The organism is Rhodococcus sp. NPDC056743, assembly GCF_042790355.1.
GTDB lineage: Bacteria > Actinomycetota > Actinomycetes > Mycobacteriales > Mycobacteriaceae > Rhodococcus_F.
This window is the reverse complement of the sequence record NZ_JBHTZI010000006.1, coordinates 31,132-46,922: the sequence shown is the minus strand read 5'-3', so window position 1 is coordinate 46,922 and position 15,791 is coordinate 31,132. Positions and strand designations below refer to the sequence as shown.

The window sequence follows — 15,791 nt, the reverse complement described above, 5'->3', positions numbered from 1 at the left end:
GGTGTTGCGTTACTCACTCGCCGGTTTCCTTCACGGCAATAGCGACGAGGTCGAGGCTCGCGTCGATGTCGGGGACGGCCAGTGTGAAGTCGTCGACGGTGATGCCTTCGACGTCGCGGGTCAGGTCTGCCGGCCACGGCTCACCGGCGAGGGCGCGGTCGATCTGCGCATCGATGAACGATCCGCCATGTTTCGCGTCGAGATCCTTCAGTCTGCGGCCGTGGTGGACACCGGTCATGAGTTGGAGGCGGAATCCGGCGTCGACCAGTAGTTCCGTCATCTCGTCCGCATTGAGCTCGCGGGTGTGAAACGGGTTGAGCGGTGTGTCCCGGCCGGGGGAGAAGGTGATCCGGTTGGGGGTGCTGATCAGAAGTTCGCCGCCGGGAGACAGAACCCGGAAGCACTCGCGTAGGAACTGTCCCTGGTCCCACAGGTGCTCGATTACCTGGAAGTTCACTACGACGTCCACCGAATTGTCTTCGAGTGGCAGTTCGGCGAGATTGCCGTGGATCATCTCGACGCGGGGGTAGCGGGCGCGGACGTGCTCGACGGCGGAGATGTCGTAATCGAGGCCGGTGACCTTGGTCGCGACATCGGCAATCATGTTGGCGCCGTAGCCTTCTCCGGATCCGGCTTCGAGCACGCGGCGGTCGGTGCAGCGTTCCATCAATGCGCGGTAGACAACTTCGTGGCGCCGGAACCAGTAATTCTCTTCGGGGATTCCCGGCACCGTTCGTTCGCCCGTCAGGGGAAGGGGCGCGTCCTCGTGGTTGCTGACACTTGTTTCACTCACCTCAGGGAGATTAGTGCCAATCGGGTAGAACATGTTCACGTGGTTCAGATCACAGCGATAATTTGCACCGCGTGCCGTTATGGTGAGGGTGGTTCCACGTTAAGTTACCGACGGGTAACTTAACGTGAGGTAATCTAACGCACAGCCGACGTGAGACGAGAAATCCTTTTCCGGAATCCCTCGGCCTGCGCGTAGCAACACAGACGATTTATCAGGTGAAATACACACAGGAGGTCGACGAAGACCCATGACGAATATCGTTGTTTTGATCAAGCAGGTCCCCGACACATGGTCCGAGCGCAAGCTGACCGACGGCGACTACACGCTTGACCGTGAAGCCGCAGACGCAGTGCTCGACGAGATCAACGAGCGCTCCGTCGAAGAAGCACTCCTCATCAAGGAAGCTCAGGGCGGTGAGGTGACGGTGCTGTCCGCAGGTCCCGACCGCGCCACCGACGCTATCCGCAAGGCACTGTCGATGGGCGCCGACAAGGCCGTCCACATCAACGACCCCGCGCTGCACGGCTCCGACGCCATCCAGACCGCGTGGACCCTCGCTGCTGCACTCGGACAGATCACGTTCGAGAACGAAGAGCCCGCAGACCTGATCATCGCCGGAAACGAGGCCACTGACGGCCGCGTCGGCGCTGTTCCGGCCATCATTGCCGAGTACCTGGGCATTCCCCAGCTCACGCAGCTGCGCAAGCTCGTCGTCGCCGACGGCACCGTCACCGGCGAGCGCGAGACCGACGAGGGCGTTTTCGGCCTCGAGGCTTCGCTGCCCGCAATCGTCTCGGTCACCGAGAAGATCAACGAGCCGCGCTTCCCCTCCTTCAAGGGCATCATGGCCGCGAAGAAGAAGGAAGTTCTCGTCTACACGCTGGCCGACCTCGGTGTCGACCCGGAGACCGTGGGTGTTGCCAACGCCGGCACGACCGTGACCTCCTCCACTCCGAAGCCCCCCCGCACCGCTGGTGAGCGCATCGCCGACGAGGGAGACGGTGGCACCAAGATTGCCGCGTACCTCGTCAGCAACAAGGTCATCTGATCGCGCCCTTCTAGGCAACCAGCAGAAAAACTCAGGGAGAGTTAAGTCATGGCAGAAGTACTTGTGCTCGTAGAGCACGCAGAAGGTGCGCTGAAGAAGGTCAGCACCGAACTCATCACCGCTGCACGCGCACTCGGTGAGCCGTCGGCAGTTGTCGCCGGCCCCGCGGGCACCGCAGCCAAGCTCGCCGACGCACTGGCAGCAGCCGGCGCCGAGAAGATCTACGTCGCCGAGTCCGACGACATCGAGGGCTACCTCGTCACCCCCAAGGTCGACGTTCTCGCCGCACTCGTCGAGTCCACCAGCCCCGCAGCGGTCATCACCGCTGCCGGCACCGAGGGCAAAGAGGTTGCCGGCCGTCTGGCCGCACGTCTGGGCTCCGGTCTGCTGACCGACGTCATCGAGATCAAGGCTGACGGAACGGGCGTCCACTCCATCTTCGGTGGCGCGTTCACCGTCGAGGCCAAGGCCAACGGCGAGGTTCCCGTCTACTCGGTTCGCCCGGGTGCCGTCGAGGCAGCTCCGCAGGCCGGTGCCGGCGAGCAGATCGCCGTCGAGGTTCCGGCTCAGGACGAGAGTGCCGTCAAGGTCACCTCGCGTGAGCCCATCGTCGGTGGCGACCGCCCCGAGCTCACCGAAGCCAGCGTTGTGGTTTCCGGTGGACGCGGCGTCGGCAGCGCGGACAAGTTCTCCGTCGTCGAAGAGCTCGCCGATTCCCTCGGCGCAGCAGTCGGCGCTTCGCGTGCCGCTGTGGACTCGGGTTACTACCCCGGACAGTTCCAGGTCGGTCAGACCGGTAAGACGGTCTCCCCGCAGCTGTACATCGCACTCGGCATTTCCGGTGCCATCCAGCACCGCGCCGGCATGCAGACGTCCAAGACCATCGTCGCGGTCAACAAGGACGAAGAGGCACCCATCTTCGAGATCGCCGACTTCGGCATCGTGGGCGACCTGTTCAACGTCGCACCGCAGCTCACCGAAGCTGTGAAGGCTCACAAGGGCTAAAAAGCTGCTGTGCGCCTTTATTAACCCCCCGCGGTTAATAAAGGCGCACAGTGCGTTATTCACCAGGCCTGCATCGGCCTGTCACTTTGCTGATGCCGCAGCGTTGCGTCTGCTGGATAAACCTGGCGCATGACAATTACGTCAGTCCTTCGCCCCGCGAGTGACAATCTCGGCCGTGAGGTTGCCGCGCCGAGATATTCCCTGATCGTCTCCTCCGACCGTGAACATCGAGTGGCCGCGCAGCGCCTTCGATATCGGGTATTCGTCTCCGAACCCGGATTCTCGATTCCCGCTTCACCTTTCGAGCTGGACGCAGATGCGTTCGACGAATTCTGTGATCACATTCTGGTCCGCGACGACATCACCGGCGACTACGTCGGATGCTATCGCATGCTCACCCCGGACGCCGCGGCAAAAGCCGGCGGATATTACACAGCAACGGAATTCGACATATCGGCTCTGGATCCGGAGGCGCTCCGCATTGTCGAGATGGGCCGCGCGTGTGTCGATCCGGCGCATCGCAACGGTTCGGTTCTCGGCCTCATGTGGTCCGGAATTCTGCAGTACCTCGAACTGACGGGCCACGAATGGGTGATGGGGTGCGTGTCCGTTCCGATCACACCGCACCCCGGTGCCGTACCGGGGGCTGAGGTGCGCGGCGTCCGAGATTTTGTGCTGAACAAGCACGGGAGCACGCTCGAGAGTCGGGCCGTTCCGCGTAATCCCGTGGTGCTTGGCGGGCGCACGTTGGACCAGATCGCACCGCCCACGCGCGTGACCATGCCGCCCCTGCTGCGCGGGTACCTGCGCATGGGCGCCGTGATCTGTGGTGAACCTGCCTACGATCCCGCCTTCGGGGTCGCAGATTTCGTTGCGTTGCAAGGTCTGCACTCGGCCAACAAGCGGTACCTCGATCGGCTGCGATCGGCGGCGTCGACCCAGCAAGGGCCTGTGGGATGACGCCGCCTCGTGGGATGACGCCGCCTCGTGGGATGACCCCGTACTGGGTGCCGTCGAGCCCCTGCGGCGACGGGTGCCTACCGCCCGATCCGGCGCGTGTGTCGAAGATCACGGTAGCGATGCGAGCGGTGCTGGTCGGCTGCGCGCTACTGACTGCGCCGATGTTGTCGGCGGGCTGGTTGCTGCCGCGAACCTGGCGGGCCCGACTGCAGCGCGCGTATTCACGGATTCTGCTCCGCTGCCTCGGCATGAAACTGAGGGTCGACGATCAGCGATTGGGCAGGCCGGAACCGGACGGGGTGTTGGTGGTGGCCGGCCACGTGTCCTGGACGGACGTGCTGGTTGCCAGTGCCGTTGCGCCTGCGAACTTCGTCGCCCGTGCCGATCTGCTGGAGTGGGCGGTCCTCGGGTCGCTGGCACGTCGGATGCGGGTGGTACCGATAGATCGCGCTCGGCTGCGTGACTTGCCTGACGTCGTGGGCACTGTGCGTGAGCGTCTGGAACGCGGCGTGCGGGTCATGGCTTTTCCGGAGGGAACTACGTGGTGCGGGCGAGCGTACGGCGGATTCCGCCCGGCCATGTTCCAGGCTGCGGTCGATTCGCAATGCCCGGTCCAGCCCATGGCGATCCGGTATGCCAACGGCGACGGCACCCTGTGCACCGGACCGTGTTTTGTCGGCAGCGAGACGATCGGGCAATCCATCGGGCGAATCCTGCGCCAGAAGCATGTCGAGGTGGAGGTCCGGTTGGCGCCGTTGGAAGAGGCCGGGGAGTGCCGACGAGATCTTGCACAGCGATGTGAGAGGGCGGTGCGAGGCACCACTGCTCTGGCGCCGGATCTGGAGATGCGGGTCACAGTACGGCCGGAAGATGTTCGCCTGGTCGGGTAAGCGGCGCGAAGAGAGCCACCGTGCTGGGCTATCCTGGTCAGGCCATGACTCTGCCTGCACACCGTGTTGACACCGCATTTCCGGTGTACCTCGATCATGCCGCCACCACACCGATGACGGCAGCTGCTATCGAGGCGATGACCGATACCTTCGCCACTGTGGGCAATGCGTCCTCGCTGCACGGCTCCGGCCGCGCGGCGCGGCGCCGCGTCGAGGAATCGCGCGAGTCGATCGCGGCGAGCCTGGGTGCCCGCCCGTCTGAGGTCATCTTCACGTCCGGCGGCACCGAGAGTGACAACCTCGCGGTCAAGGGTATCTTCTGGGCGCGCCGCGACGCGGACCCCAGGCGCACCCGAATCCTGGCGAGCTCGGTAGAACATCACGCCGTTCTCGACACCGTGGAGTGGCTCGAAAAGCACGAGAGTGCCCGGGTCACCTGGTTGCCGGTGGACGCCAACGGTGTGGTCGACCCACAGACCCTGCGAGACGAGCTGTCGGTGCATGCCGACGAGGTTGCACTCGTCACGATCATGTGGGCCAACAATGAGGTCGGCACCATCATGCCGATCCTCGAATTAGCCGAGATATCAGCGGAATTCGAGATCCCGATGCACAGTGACGCGGTTCAGGCCGTCGCCCAGCTGCCGGTCGATTTTGCCGCGAGCAAGCTCTCGGCGCTGAGCATTGCGGCACACAAGTTCGGCGGGCCGCACGGCGTCGGTGCGCTGCTGCTGGGACGTCAGGTTCCGTGTGTGCCGCTCCTGCACGGTGGAGGACACGAACGTGATCTTCGTTCGGGTACCCCGGATACCGCAGGTGTGGTGGGCATGGCAGCGGCCCTGCGGGAGAACACCGCGCACATCGATTCCAGCGCACGGGAATTGGCCGAGCTGCGCGATCGCTTGATCGAGGGTGTTTTCCGGATTCTCCCCGAGTCGGTGCTCAACGGCCCGACAGGGTCGGATCGTCTGCCCGGTAACGTGCACTTCACGTTTCCCGGTTGCGAAGGGGACTCACTGCTGATGCTCCTCGACGCTGCCGGAATCGAATGCTCCACCGGTTCGGCGTGCACCGCAGGTGTTGCCCGGGCCAGCCACGTGCTGATCGCGATGGGCGTCGAACCGTCGACTGCGCGGGGCTCCTTGAGATTCTCACTCGGACATACGTCGAGTGTCACCGATGTGGATGCGCTCATCGCAGCGCTGCCACAAGTAGTAGAGCGCGCTCGGGCCGCCGGTCTTGCCGGTGCCGGTTCGCGTGGAGGGGATCGCTGATGCGAGTACTCGCAGCCATGAGCGGAGGCGTCGACTCCGCCGTTGCCGCCGCCCGCGCCGTTGCAGCCGGCCATGACGTCGTGGGAGTTCATCTGGCGTTGTCGACGGCACCTGGCGCTTTGCGCACGGGTTCGCGTGGATGCTGTTCCAAGGAAGACGCGGGCGATGCCAGGCGCGCCGCCGACGTTCTGGGAATCCCCTTCTACGTCTGGGACTTTGCGGATCGCTTCAAAGAAGACGTGATAGACGATTTCGTGGCGTCGTACGCAGCAGGTGAGACGCCCAATCCGTGCCTGCGCTGCAACGAGAAGATCAAGTTCACCGCTCTCGCCGATCGCGCGGTTGCGCTCGGATTCGACGCGGTCGCCACCGGCCATTACGCGCGCCTCGAAGACGGTGTTCTGCGCCGCGCCGTCGATCCCGACAAGGATCAGTCGTACGTTCTGGGTGTCCTGACCGCAGCGCAGCTCTCGCGCGCGATGTTCCCGATCGGTGACACACCGAAGGAGCAGATCCGCGAAGAGGCGGCCGAGCGCGGACTGGCCGTTGCGAACAAGCCGGACAGCCACGACATCTGCTTCATCCCGACCGGCGACACCCGGGCTTTCCTGGGCGCCCGGATCGGTGTTCGCCCGGGAAGCGTCGTCGACGCCGATTCGGGTGAAGTGCTCGCAGCGCACGACGGTGTTCACGGCTTCACGATCGGTCAGCGTAAGGGACTGGGCGTCGAAGGTCCCGCGGTGGACGGACGTCCTCGGTACGTGACGTCGATCGAACCCGAAACCGGCACTGTCCGTGTCGGATCGGCCAAGAATCTCGATGTGTGGGCGATCACGGCACAGCGCGCGATCTGGACGTCCGGTGAGGCCCCCGAAGGCCCGGTCGAGTGCATGGTGCAGGTTCGAGCGCACGGCGGGCTGGCTCAGGCGGTGGCGGAAGCAGTCGACGGCGGCATCACGATTTCCCTGCGTGAACCGCTGACCGGTGTCGCGAAGGGGCAGGCAGTGGTTCTGTACCGTCCCGACAGCGAACTGGGCGATCAGGTACTCGGCAGCGGCACCATCGCCGGAACCGAATCCGAGCCGAACACACTGTGACACAGCAGGTTTCCATCGGTGGCCTGGTCACCGGAATCGGATCCTGGCCGGGCACGGATGCCCGGGAGAGCGCAGCCACCATCCTCGGTGAGCTCGGTGGATTTCCGCACCTGGTGGAATTGCCGGCGCGGGGACTAGGCGCAGACACCGTCGGCCGAACCGGTGCCATCCTCGTCGACATCAACCTCGATGCGTCGACGCGTTCCTACCGGGTTGTGCCTCGGCGCGGAACCATCGCGAAGCGCGGCGAGGACTTCCTGAACCAGGATCTCGACGCGCTCGAGGAAGCCTGGGAATCCGCCCGCCTGGTCGGCGGAGATCACGTGATCAAACTGCAGGCCGCCGGACCGCTCACGCTCGGCGCCGAGATCGAGGTCGCAAACGGTTCCCGTGTACTCGTGGATCGCGGCGCATTGCGGGACATCGCCGAATCGCTGGGCGAGGGATTGGCCCGTCATGCCGCCGAGGTGACCCGCCGCACGGGTGCCCGCGTGATCATCCAGCTCGACGAGCCGCAGATGCCTGCTGTGCTCGCGGGATCTTTGCCGGGCCGCACCAGAATGGAAAGTGTTCCGGCGCTCCCCGAGCCGGAGGCACTGGCAATTCTGGATTCGGCTATCGAGGGCTGCGGATTGCCGACCATCGTGCACAGTTGCAGCGCGGACCTTCCGTGGGACCTTCTGCGACGCAGCAAGGCGTCTGCCGTGAGTTTCGATCTATCTCTGATTTCCTCGCGCGACCTGGACGGCGTCGGGCAGTTGTTCGATGCCGACAAGCAGTTGGCGTTGGGTGTGGTTCCGGCCACGGCGCCCGAGAAGCCGCTCACGTGGAAAGAATGCGCGATGCCTGCGGTGACGCTGATCGACCGTCTCGGATTCTCGCGGGAGCTTCTGCAGACGCAGGTGGCAGTGACGCCGCGATGCGGTCTGGCCGGCGCGGGCCTCGACTACGCCCGCACGGCGCTGAAGTTGTGTACCGACGTCAGCAAGGCCTTGGTGGACGATCCGTCTGCGTTCTGACGCGCCGCGCAGACATGTCAGTGCCACCCGATATTCTTCTGCCTTGTGAGTGAAACCACCGAGGGAACCGTGCAGCCTGCGCCGAACGAGGCGCGTGAGCAGTGGATGGAGCTGGCTGAGGAGGTCCGTCAGCATCAGTTCCGCTACTACGTTCGTGATGCACCGACTATTTCGGACGGCGCATTCGACACACTGCTGGGCCAGCTCAATGCTCTCGAAGAGCAATATCCGGATCTGCGGACTCCTGACTCACCGACACAGTTGGTGGGCGGCGGGTTCGCAACGGATTTCACCTCGGTCGATCACCTCGAGCGCATGCTCAGTCTCGACAATGTTTTCGACGAGTCCGAACTCCGCGGCTGGATTGCCAAGGTGGAGCAGGAAACCGGGCCGGATCTGCATTACCTCTGTGAGGTCAAGATCGACGGCGTTGCACTCAACCTCGTCTACGAGAACGGCAAGCTCGTGCGGGCGGCCACGCGTGGTGACGGCCGCACCGGTGAATTGGTCACGCTCAACGCGCTCACCATCAACGACATCCCGGAGTACCTGACTGCGAGCGCGGAGTACCCGATCCCCAGCGTGCTCGAAGTACGCGGTGAGGTGTTCTTCCGGCTCGAGGACTTTGCCGCGCTCAACGCGTCGTTGGTCGCAGAAGGCAAGGCGCCCTTCGCAAACCCACGCAACTCCGCCGCCGGATCGTTGCGTCAGAAGAATCCCGCGGTGACGGCGCGCCGACGCCTGGGCATGATCTGCCACGGTTTCGGCCGGATGGAGGGTTTCGAACCCGCATCGCAGTACGACGCGTACGTGGCGCTCGCCGCGTGGGGTCTGCCGGTCTCGACGCACACCAGCCGGGTTGTCGGAGCGGACGCCGTGGTCGAGAAGATGAAGTACTGGGGCGAGCACCGCCACGACGTCGAGCATGAGATCGACGGCCTGGTCGTCAAGGTCGACGAGATGTCGTTGCATCGCCGTCTCGGCACCACGTCACGAGCGCCGCGTTGGGCGATTGCCTACAAGTACCCGCCCGAGGAGGTCACGACCAAGCTCCTCGACATTCGTGTCAGCGTCGGGCGCACCGGACGGGTGACGCCGTTTGCGTACATGGAACCGGTGACGGTAGCCGGTTCCACTGTGTCGTTGGCCACGCTGCACAACGGCAGCGAGGTCAAGCGCAAGGGCGTGTTGATCGGTGACACCGTGGTGCTGCGCAAGGCAGGTGACGTCATCCCCGAGGTTCTCGGCCCCGTGGCCGACGTCCGCGACGGCACCGAGCGTGAGTTCGTCATGCCGACGCAATGCCCGGAATGCGGCACCGAATTGGCGCCGGCCAAAGAGGGCGACGTCGACGTGCGCTGCCCCAATCAGCAGCACTGCCCGGCTCAGTTGCGTGAGCGGGTGTTCCACGTGGCCGGCCGCGGGGCCTTCGACATCGAAGTGCTCGGATACGAGGCTGCGACCGGTCTCCTCGAAGCGAAGGCCATCGACGACGAGGGTGACCTCTTCTCACTTGACGCCGACACTCTGATCGGTGTGCCGATTTTCCGGACCAACGCCGGAGCCTTGTCGGCAAACGGAAAACGCTTGCTGGCCAACCTGGATTCGGCGAAGGACAAGCCGCTGTGGAGAGTGCTTGTGGCACTGTCCATTCGGCATGTCGGGCCCACGGCGGCGCGAGCCTTGGCAGGGGAATTCGGTTCGCTGCAACGCATTCGGGAAGCGTCGATGGAGCAGTTGGCAGCTGTGGACGGCGTCGGATCCACGATCGCTGCCGCCGTGGTCGAGTGGTTCACCGTGGACTGGCATCAGCAGATCGTGGACAAGTGGGCGGCCGCCGGCGTACGGATGGAGGACGAGCGAGACGATTCCATTCCGCGCAATCTCGAGGGCCTCTCCATCGTCGTCACCGGTTCGCTCGAGACGTTCTCCCGCGATCAGGCGAAGGAGGCGATTCTCGTGCGCGGCGGCAAGGCGGCTGGTTCCGTCTCGAAGAAAACGGCGTTTGTCGTTGTCGGTGAAGCGCCGGGTTCCAAGCACGACAAGGCCGTCGAATTGGGTGTGCCCGTGCTCGACGAGGACGGCTTCCGCCGGTTGCTCGAAGGTGGCCCTGACGCGGTCACGCCCACCGAATTGGACGAATAGCCACCGCGCTCGGCGATTTCCGAGTTCGGTGGGCAGGGTGCAATAGTGGCGCCATGATCGAGATTCGCGAAATCCTCCCCAACGAGTTCGACACAGTGGGGGAGCTGACGGTGCAGGCGTACGTGGGTGGCGGGTTTGTTGCCGAGGGAACCCCGTATGCGGAGCGTCTGCGCGACACGGCAACTCGGGTGCAGGACGGCCGAGTGCTGGTTGCAGTTCTTGGGGACCGCGTTGTGGGATCGCTCACCGTGGCGGAACCCGGAACACCGTTCGCGGACGTCGCGAAGACCGGCGAACTCGAATTCCGCATGCTTGCGGTATCGCCCGATGCTCGCGGGTCGGGCGCGGGTACGGCTTTGGTGCGCGCAGTGATAGCCGAGGCCTACGACCGGGGCGATCACTCGGTAGTCATGTCGACTCAGCCCGAGATGGTCGATGCGCGTCGTATCTACGATCGCAACGGATTTGTGCCGGACCCGGACCGGGCGTGGGAGCCGATCAGGGGCATGGAGCTGACCGTGATGGTGCGGGGTCTGGCTTGAGTAGTAAGCCCTGAGTGGTCAGCCCTGAATAGGTCAGCCCAGAACTGTCGCGATGATCCCGGCGAGATAGCCCAGACGGGCAATCTCCGAGGGCCGGAACTCCGGCCCGCCGGGGCGACCGAGCATCAGGACACGGCCACCCGAGCCCAGCGGTGCGGCAGCGAGGCTGGTGTCCATGTCGCGCCACACCTCGGGCACCCAGTCGGCTTCACCGTCGAGGACTGCCGGCTTCTCGAGGGGCATCCACGGGACCTCGGTGGCGTGAGTTTCGGGGGCGCCCGAGCTGCCGACCACCCGATAGGCGCCCTGCGGTCCGATATCGATGATCACGGACCAGCCCACGCGCAGCACCCGTGGGGCGCCGTCGACGAGTACCTGCAGGCGATCGTCCTTCGCGGTGGCGACGGAGTCGATGAGTTCGAGTTCACGATGGGTGTCGAGGATTCCCGCGTACGGACGGATGGAATCCACCGATACGCCGGGGAGATGCTCGGCTGCCGTGATCAGAGTGTCCGGTAGCGCTCCCGGTTCGACGTCGACGACAAGATCGTCGATGGCAAAACCGTCGCCTCGCTCCACGACGTCGAGGGAGAGAATGTCGGCTCCGACGGAACCCAGTGCGACGGCGAGTGCGCCGAGGCTACCGGGACGGTCGGGCAGACTGACGCGGAGCAGGTATGACACGTTCGTCCTTTCGCTTTCGGTTTCCGCCCGGGTCGTGGTGACTCGCGCTGTACGTCATCTTTGCACTTGTCGCCTCGTCGATGGTCGGCGCCGCGGCCCTGTCACGCCCGCAATACGAGGTTGTGACACGACCGAAACACTTCGGTCGAACCGGACGTGGCGGTGGACACGCGAGGCGCGACTACAGGTCTCGGGAGCCGAGCAACTAGGCTGGACCGGCAATGAATACGTCCTCTTCCGAAAGGGGCCCCGCGGTGCCTGCCATCTCCCGTGACGAGGTCGCGCACCTCGCGCGGCTGTCCAGACTCGCACTGTCCGACGCAGAACTCGACGAGTTCGCCGGTCAGTTGGATTCGATTCTCAACCACGTCAAGGTGGTCACCGAGGTTGCGGCCGACGACGTTCCGCCCATGGCGAACCCCAATGCCGTCACCAACGTCACCCGTCCGGACGTCATCGTGCCGGGATTGACCCCGGACCAGGCGTTGTCCGGTGCACCCGCAGTCGAACAGGATCGCTTTGCCGTTCCGCAGATCCTTGGAGAGGGCGAATGACCGCCGACCTGACCACGCTGGACGCATCGGTTCTGGCAGACAAGATCCATTCGCGTGAGGTGTCCTCGGTAGAGGTCACTCAGGCGCACCTCGATCGCATCGCTGCCGTCGACTCCGAGTACCACGCCTTCCTGCACGTCGCCGGTGAGCAGGCCCTCGAAGCCGCCGCTGCCGTCGACAGCTCCCTGGCCGCCGGAAACGAGCCCGTGTCTGCGCTCGCCGGTGTCCCGATTGCGCTCAAGGACATCTTCACCACCACCGATATGCCGACGACCTGTGCGTCGAAGATGCTCGAAGGATGGGTAGCGCCGTACGACGCGACCCTGACGAGCAAGCTTCGCGCCGCAGGCATTCCGATCCTCGGCAAGACCAACCTCGACGAATTCGCGATGGGATCCTCCACCGAGAACTCGGCGTACGGCCCGACGCGTAACCCGTGGGACACCACGCGTATCCCCGGCGGCTCCGGCGGTGGTAGCGCAGCGGCGCTCGCGTCCCGTCAGGCTCCGTTGGCCATCGGCACCGACACCGGTGGATCCATTCGTCAGCCGGCTGCTGTCACAGCAACCGTCGGTACCAAGCCGACGTACGGAACCGTCTCGCGTTTCGGTCTTGTCGCGTGTGCGTCTTCGCTCGATCAGGGTGGCCCGTGCGGTCGCACAGTGCTCGACACCGCGCTGCTGCATGAGGTCATCGCCGGGCATGATCCGCGGGACTCCACGTCCATCGACGCCCCGGTGCGTCCGGTGGTTGCCGCTGCTCGCGAAGGTGCCAACGGCGACCTGCGCGGCGTCAAGGTCGGCGTCGTCAAGGAATTGCACTCCGACAGTTACCAGCCCGGCGTCATCGTGTCCTTCGACGCGGCAGTCGAGCAGCTGAAGGCTCTCGGCGCCGAGGTTGTCGAGGTCTCGTGCCCGAGCTTCGAGTACGCGCTCGCGTCGTACTACCTCGTGCTGCCCAGTGAGGTCTCGTCCAACTTGGCCCGCTTCGACGCGATGCGTTACGGCATGCGTGTCGACGACGGCAACATGAGTGCCGACCAGGTCATGGCAGCCACCCGCGCTGCCGGTTTCGGTCCGGAGGTCAAGCGCCGCATCATGATCGGCACCTACGCCTTGTCCTCGGGTTACTACGACGCCTACTACGGCTCGGCGCTGAAGGTTCGCACTCTGATCGCCCGCGATTTCGACAAGGCGTACGAGCAGGTCGACGTTCTGGTCTCGCCGACCAGTCCGTTCACGCCGTGGAAGTTGGGGGAGAAGGTGGGCGATCCGCTCGCGATGTACCTCTCCGACCTCTGCACCCTGCCCACCAACCTGGCCGGCCATTGCGCCATGTCGGTGCCGTCAGGTCTGTCGGCGGACGACAACCTGCCTGTCGGTCTGCAGATCATGGCTCCGGCCATGGCGGACGAGCGTCTGTACCGCGTCGGTGCAGCCTACGAAGCAGCGCGTGGCGCGATCGGTACCGCTGTCTGACCGCAGAGCATTTTTCCGACGATGCCGCCACTGCCGCTCAGCGGCGGCATCGTCGAGGGTGTTCACCCATGGTGATTTATTCTGGGCTGCATGCGGATTGGTCAAGCTGACTGACCGGCAATCACGCGAGACTGGGGTCTTTGTTCGAACCGATTCTGGTTTGATCTGAGTATGCAACGAACCCTGAGTGTTTGCCGCGTGTGAAGACGTGAAGTCGGCACTGATGGCCTTTGGATCGGTGGACAGTGCGCTAGCTGGTCTTCAAGGCGCCGGTTGGAACCACATTCTTACGATCACGTTGCCGGTCGGCCCTTGGGCAGGGCAAACCCCGCATCAGCAGGCGTTGGTCATCGAAGGTCTTCGTGCTGCAGCAAACGGGGAATGCTGAGCGCATTCACTGCAGGCTGGCGACTGCCGTCATCACGCGATGACGATCACCGGGTCGATAGAGATTGAGCACCACGCGTTTCTCATCTCGGCGGTCGACGCGGACCCCACCGTCCGGGGAAGATCACATCTTCGAAAATGGCGGCCCCAACATCGATCTCGGCGCATGGGACAACATCGAAGAAGTGACCGTCGTGTGCCGCGAACCCATGTTCTTCATCACCTTGGCTGCGTGGTTACGGGTTGAGTATGGCTTTGGCGTTGCGGATCTCGGGGATACCGATCTTGTTGGCCGCGACGAGGAATGTCGGTGTTCCGAGCACGAGCACCGCCGCCAGTGTTGCTGCTGCGGCCGCGCGAGGATTGTCGATGAGCTGGTGCATAGATCCGATCGCGACAACGCAGACCACGCCGGCAGCTATCGACGCCCACAGCACCCGAGAGAAGGTTTCGAGCACCGTGTGGAAGCCGAGTAGGCCGTAACGGTGGCGCAACACCAGGTGCCCGCTGACGGCACCGACGATGTAGGACAGTGAACTTGCGACCGGAAGCATCACCACGATCGTCTGGTTCGGAAGACCAGCGACAGCGAGTGCAACGACGGCGACTTTCGTGAGCACCATTGCGGCGTTGATCAAGGCCGGTGTTCGCATGTCGTTGCCCGCGTAGAAGACTCGCAGTTGCAGCATGACCAACGCGAACGGGGGAAGCCCGAACGCCGATAGTGCCAGTGCCACACCGATAGTGCGTGCGGCATCGACATCGACGCGCCCGACGAACATCACCGTGGTCAGCATCGGGCCGAGTAGAGTCATCGCGACTGCCGCAGGGACGAGAGCGAGAACCGAGTACCGCGCGGCGCGGCCCATGTCGGCGACCAGCGCATCACGGTCCCCGAGCGCCACAGCACGGGAGATACGGGGCATGAGCACGGTCAGCAAGGACACCCCGAGGATGCCGTACGGTACCTGGAACAGCAGGTCAGCGTACGTGTAGGTCGAGACTCCGCCGTGGCTGAACGCGACTCGGAGTACGACGCCGACACCTACCTGGCTGATCGCGACGTAGAGCAACACCCAGCTGAGCAACCTCGCTCCGACGCGGACCGGACGCCACGTGTACGGCACGGGACGTACCCGCCAACTCCATCGAAATCCGTTACGCTGCAACGCCGCAACCGTCCACACAGCCTGACCCACGATCCCGATCGTGGTTCCGAGACCCAGGACGAGCACCTGCACACTGGTCATCGTCGACGGTAGCAACGTCACCGGACCCGGTACCGCCGCGAAAACCGCGACCATCGCAAGAACGATCAGGTTGTTGACCGCCGACGCCCAAGCTGCGGGCGCGTAGCTCTCCCGCACGTTCAGCACGGCTGTCACGGTCGCAGCGATTGCATAGAAAAAGATCTCCGGCAACAGTAGATACGCCAGCATCGTCGCCAACTGCGACTGCTCCGTATCCGACACCAATGCGGCAACCAGAAACGGGGCACACGCCACCGCTATCGCGGTCACGACAGCAGCACCGAGAACCGTCGCCAGCAGTAGGCGTTGGGTGAAAACCCGCGAATAGGTTCGCCCGCGGAGCCGTGCCCTCGCCAGCACAGGGATGAGGACACTGCTCATCACCCCACCGAGGAGCAGTTCATACACCATATTGGGCATGCTGTTAGCGCCGTTGTATGCGTCCCCGACGGCCGCTGTGCCCAGCACCGCCGCCAACGCGAGGGTGCGGAGGAAACCGGTCGCGCGACTCGCCGCGGTCGCCACCGCAACAGCACCGGTCGCGCGCGCCAACCTGTCCTGAGAAACCGCCATTCGACCATGGTGCCTCAACGCCATGGTGTGTGGAGGCTGCATAGTCGGAATCCGGTATGCGAAATCGGCTGGTTGGGGGAATTTCGGCATAG

Annotated in this window: 14 protein-coding genes; 11 read left to right on the top strand and 3 right to left on the bottom strand. The window is 64.4% G+C overall.

The features are described 5' to 3' along the window. Window positions 1–13 precede the first annotated feature (13 nt). Entirely contained in the window at window positions 14–826 is an 813-nt protein-coding gene (locus ACFRFQ_RS14650) for a class I SAM-dependent methyltransferase (RefSeq protein WP_378658712.1), read from the bottom strand. 214 nt (window positions 827–1,040) lie between these two features. Between ACFRFQ_RS14650 and ACFRFQ_RS14645 the strand changes: the two genes are divergently transcribed. From ACFRFQ_RS14645 to ACFRFQ_RS14605, 9 genes are all read left to right on the top strand, one after another. Beyond that, window positions 1,041–1,841, top strand: a complete 801-nt coding sequence (locus ACFRFQ_RS14645) for an electron transfer flavoprotein subunit beta/FixA family protein (RefSeq protein ID WP_033231080.1) — start codon at window positions 1,041–1,043, stop codon at window positions 1,839–1,841. Window positions 1,842–1,889: 48 nt separating this feature from the next. Beyond that, on the top strand, window positions 1,890–2,846 hold the full coding sequence (locus tag ACFRFQ_RS14640) for an electron transfer flavoprotein subunit alpha/FixB family protein (protein ID WP_378658708.1): 957 nt from the start codon (window positions 1,890–1,892) through the stop codon (window positions 2,844–2,846). 129 nt (window positions 2,847–2,975) lie between these two features. Next, a complete protein-coding gene (locus tag ACFRFQ_RS14635) occupies window positions 2,976–3,806 on the top strand; it encodes a GNAT family N-acetyltransferase (protein ID WP_378658703.1) in 831 nt (276 codons plus the stop codon). After that, window positions 3,803–4,696 (top strand): lysophospholipid acyltransferase family protein, encoded by an 894-nt coding sequence (locus ACFRFQ_RS14630; protein ID WP_378658700.1) that lies wholly within the window; start codon window positions 3,803–3,805, stop codon window positions 4,694–4,696. The genes ACFRFQ_RS14635 and ACFRFQ_RS14630 overlap by 4 nt, the downstream gene beginning before the upstream one ends. A gap of 44 nt (window positions 4,697–4,740) precedes the next feature. Then, complete coding sequence (locus ACFRFQ_RS14625; RefSeq protein ID WP_378658697.1) at window positions 4,741–5,970, top strand: cysteine desulfurase family protein; 1,230 nt, start codon at window positions 4,741–4,743, stop codon at window positions 5,968–5,970. Next, entirely contained in the window at window positions 5,970–7,067 is a 1,098-nt protein-coding gene (gene mnmA, locus ACFRFQ_RS14620) for a tRNA 2-thiouridine(34) synthase MnmA (protein WP_378658694.1), read from the top strand. The genes ACFRFQ_RS14625 and mnmA overlap by 1 nt, the downstream gene beginning before the upstream one ends. Next, window positions 7,064–8,086, top strand: coding sequence for a methionine synthase (locus ACFRFQ_RS14615; RefSeq protein ID WP_378658692.1), 1,023 nt, complete (start codon window positions 7,064–7,066; stop codon window positions 8,084–8,086). The genes mnmA and ACFRFQ_RS14615 overlap by 4 nt, the downstream gene beginning before the upstream one ends. 45 nt (window positions 8,087–8,131) lie before the next feature. Then, the gene (gene ligA, locus ACFRFQ_RS14610; RefSeq protein WP_378658689.1) at window positions 8,132–10,231 is read left to right on the top strand and encodes an NAD-dependent DNA ligase LigA; all 2,100 of its coding nucleotides are present in this window, start codon (window positions 8,132–8,134) and stop codon (window positions 10,229–10,231) included. A gap of 53 nt (window positions 10,232–10,284) precedes the next feature. Next, complete coding sequence (locus ACFRFQ_RS14605; protein ID WP_378658686.1) at window positions 10,285–10,773, top strand: GNAT family N-acetyltransferase; 489 nt, start codon at window positions 10,285–10,287, stop codon at window positions 10,771–10,773. Window positions 10,774–10,806: 33 nt separating this feature from the next. Here ACFRFQ_RS14605 and ACFRFQ_RS14600 read toward each other — a convergent pair whose 3' ends face one another. After that, window positions 10,807–11,457, bottom strand: coding sequence for an ACT domain-containing protein (locus ACFRFQ_RS14600; RefSeq protein ID WP_138869225.1), 651 nt, complete (start codon window positions 11,455–11,457; stop codon window positions 10,807–10,809). 254 nt (window positions 11,458–11,711) lie between these two features. On the opposite strand from ACFRFQ_RS14600, the gene gatC reads away from it, so the two are divergent. Then, entirely contained in the window at window positions 11,712–12,011 is a 300-nt protein-coding gene (gene gatC, locus ACFRFQ_RS14595; RefSeq protein WP_033231072.1) for an Asp-tRNA(Asn)/Glu-tRNA(Gln) amidotransferase subunit GatC, read from the top strand. After that, window positions 12,008–13,489, top strand: coding sequence for an Asp-tRNA(Asn)/Glu-tRNA(Gln) amidotransferase subunit GatA (gatA, locus tag ACFRFQ_RS14590; protein WP_378658682.1), 1,482 nt, complete (start codon window positions 12,008–12,010; stop codon window positions 13,487–13,489). The genes gatC and gatA overlap by 4 nt, the downstream gene beginning before the upstream one ends. A gap of 623 nt (window positions 13,490–14,112) precedes the next feature. Here the strand turns inward: gatA and murJ are convergent. Continuing rightward, window positions 14,113–15,699: a murein biosynthesis integral membrane protein MurJ gene (gene murJ / locus ACFRFQ_RS14585; protein WP_378658680.1), complete on the bottom strand. Its 1,587-nt coding sequence runs from the start codon at window positions 15,697–15,699 to the stop codon at window positions 14,113–14,115. Between the last annotated feature and the right edge of the window lie 92 nt (window positions 15,700–15,791).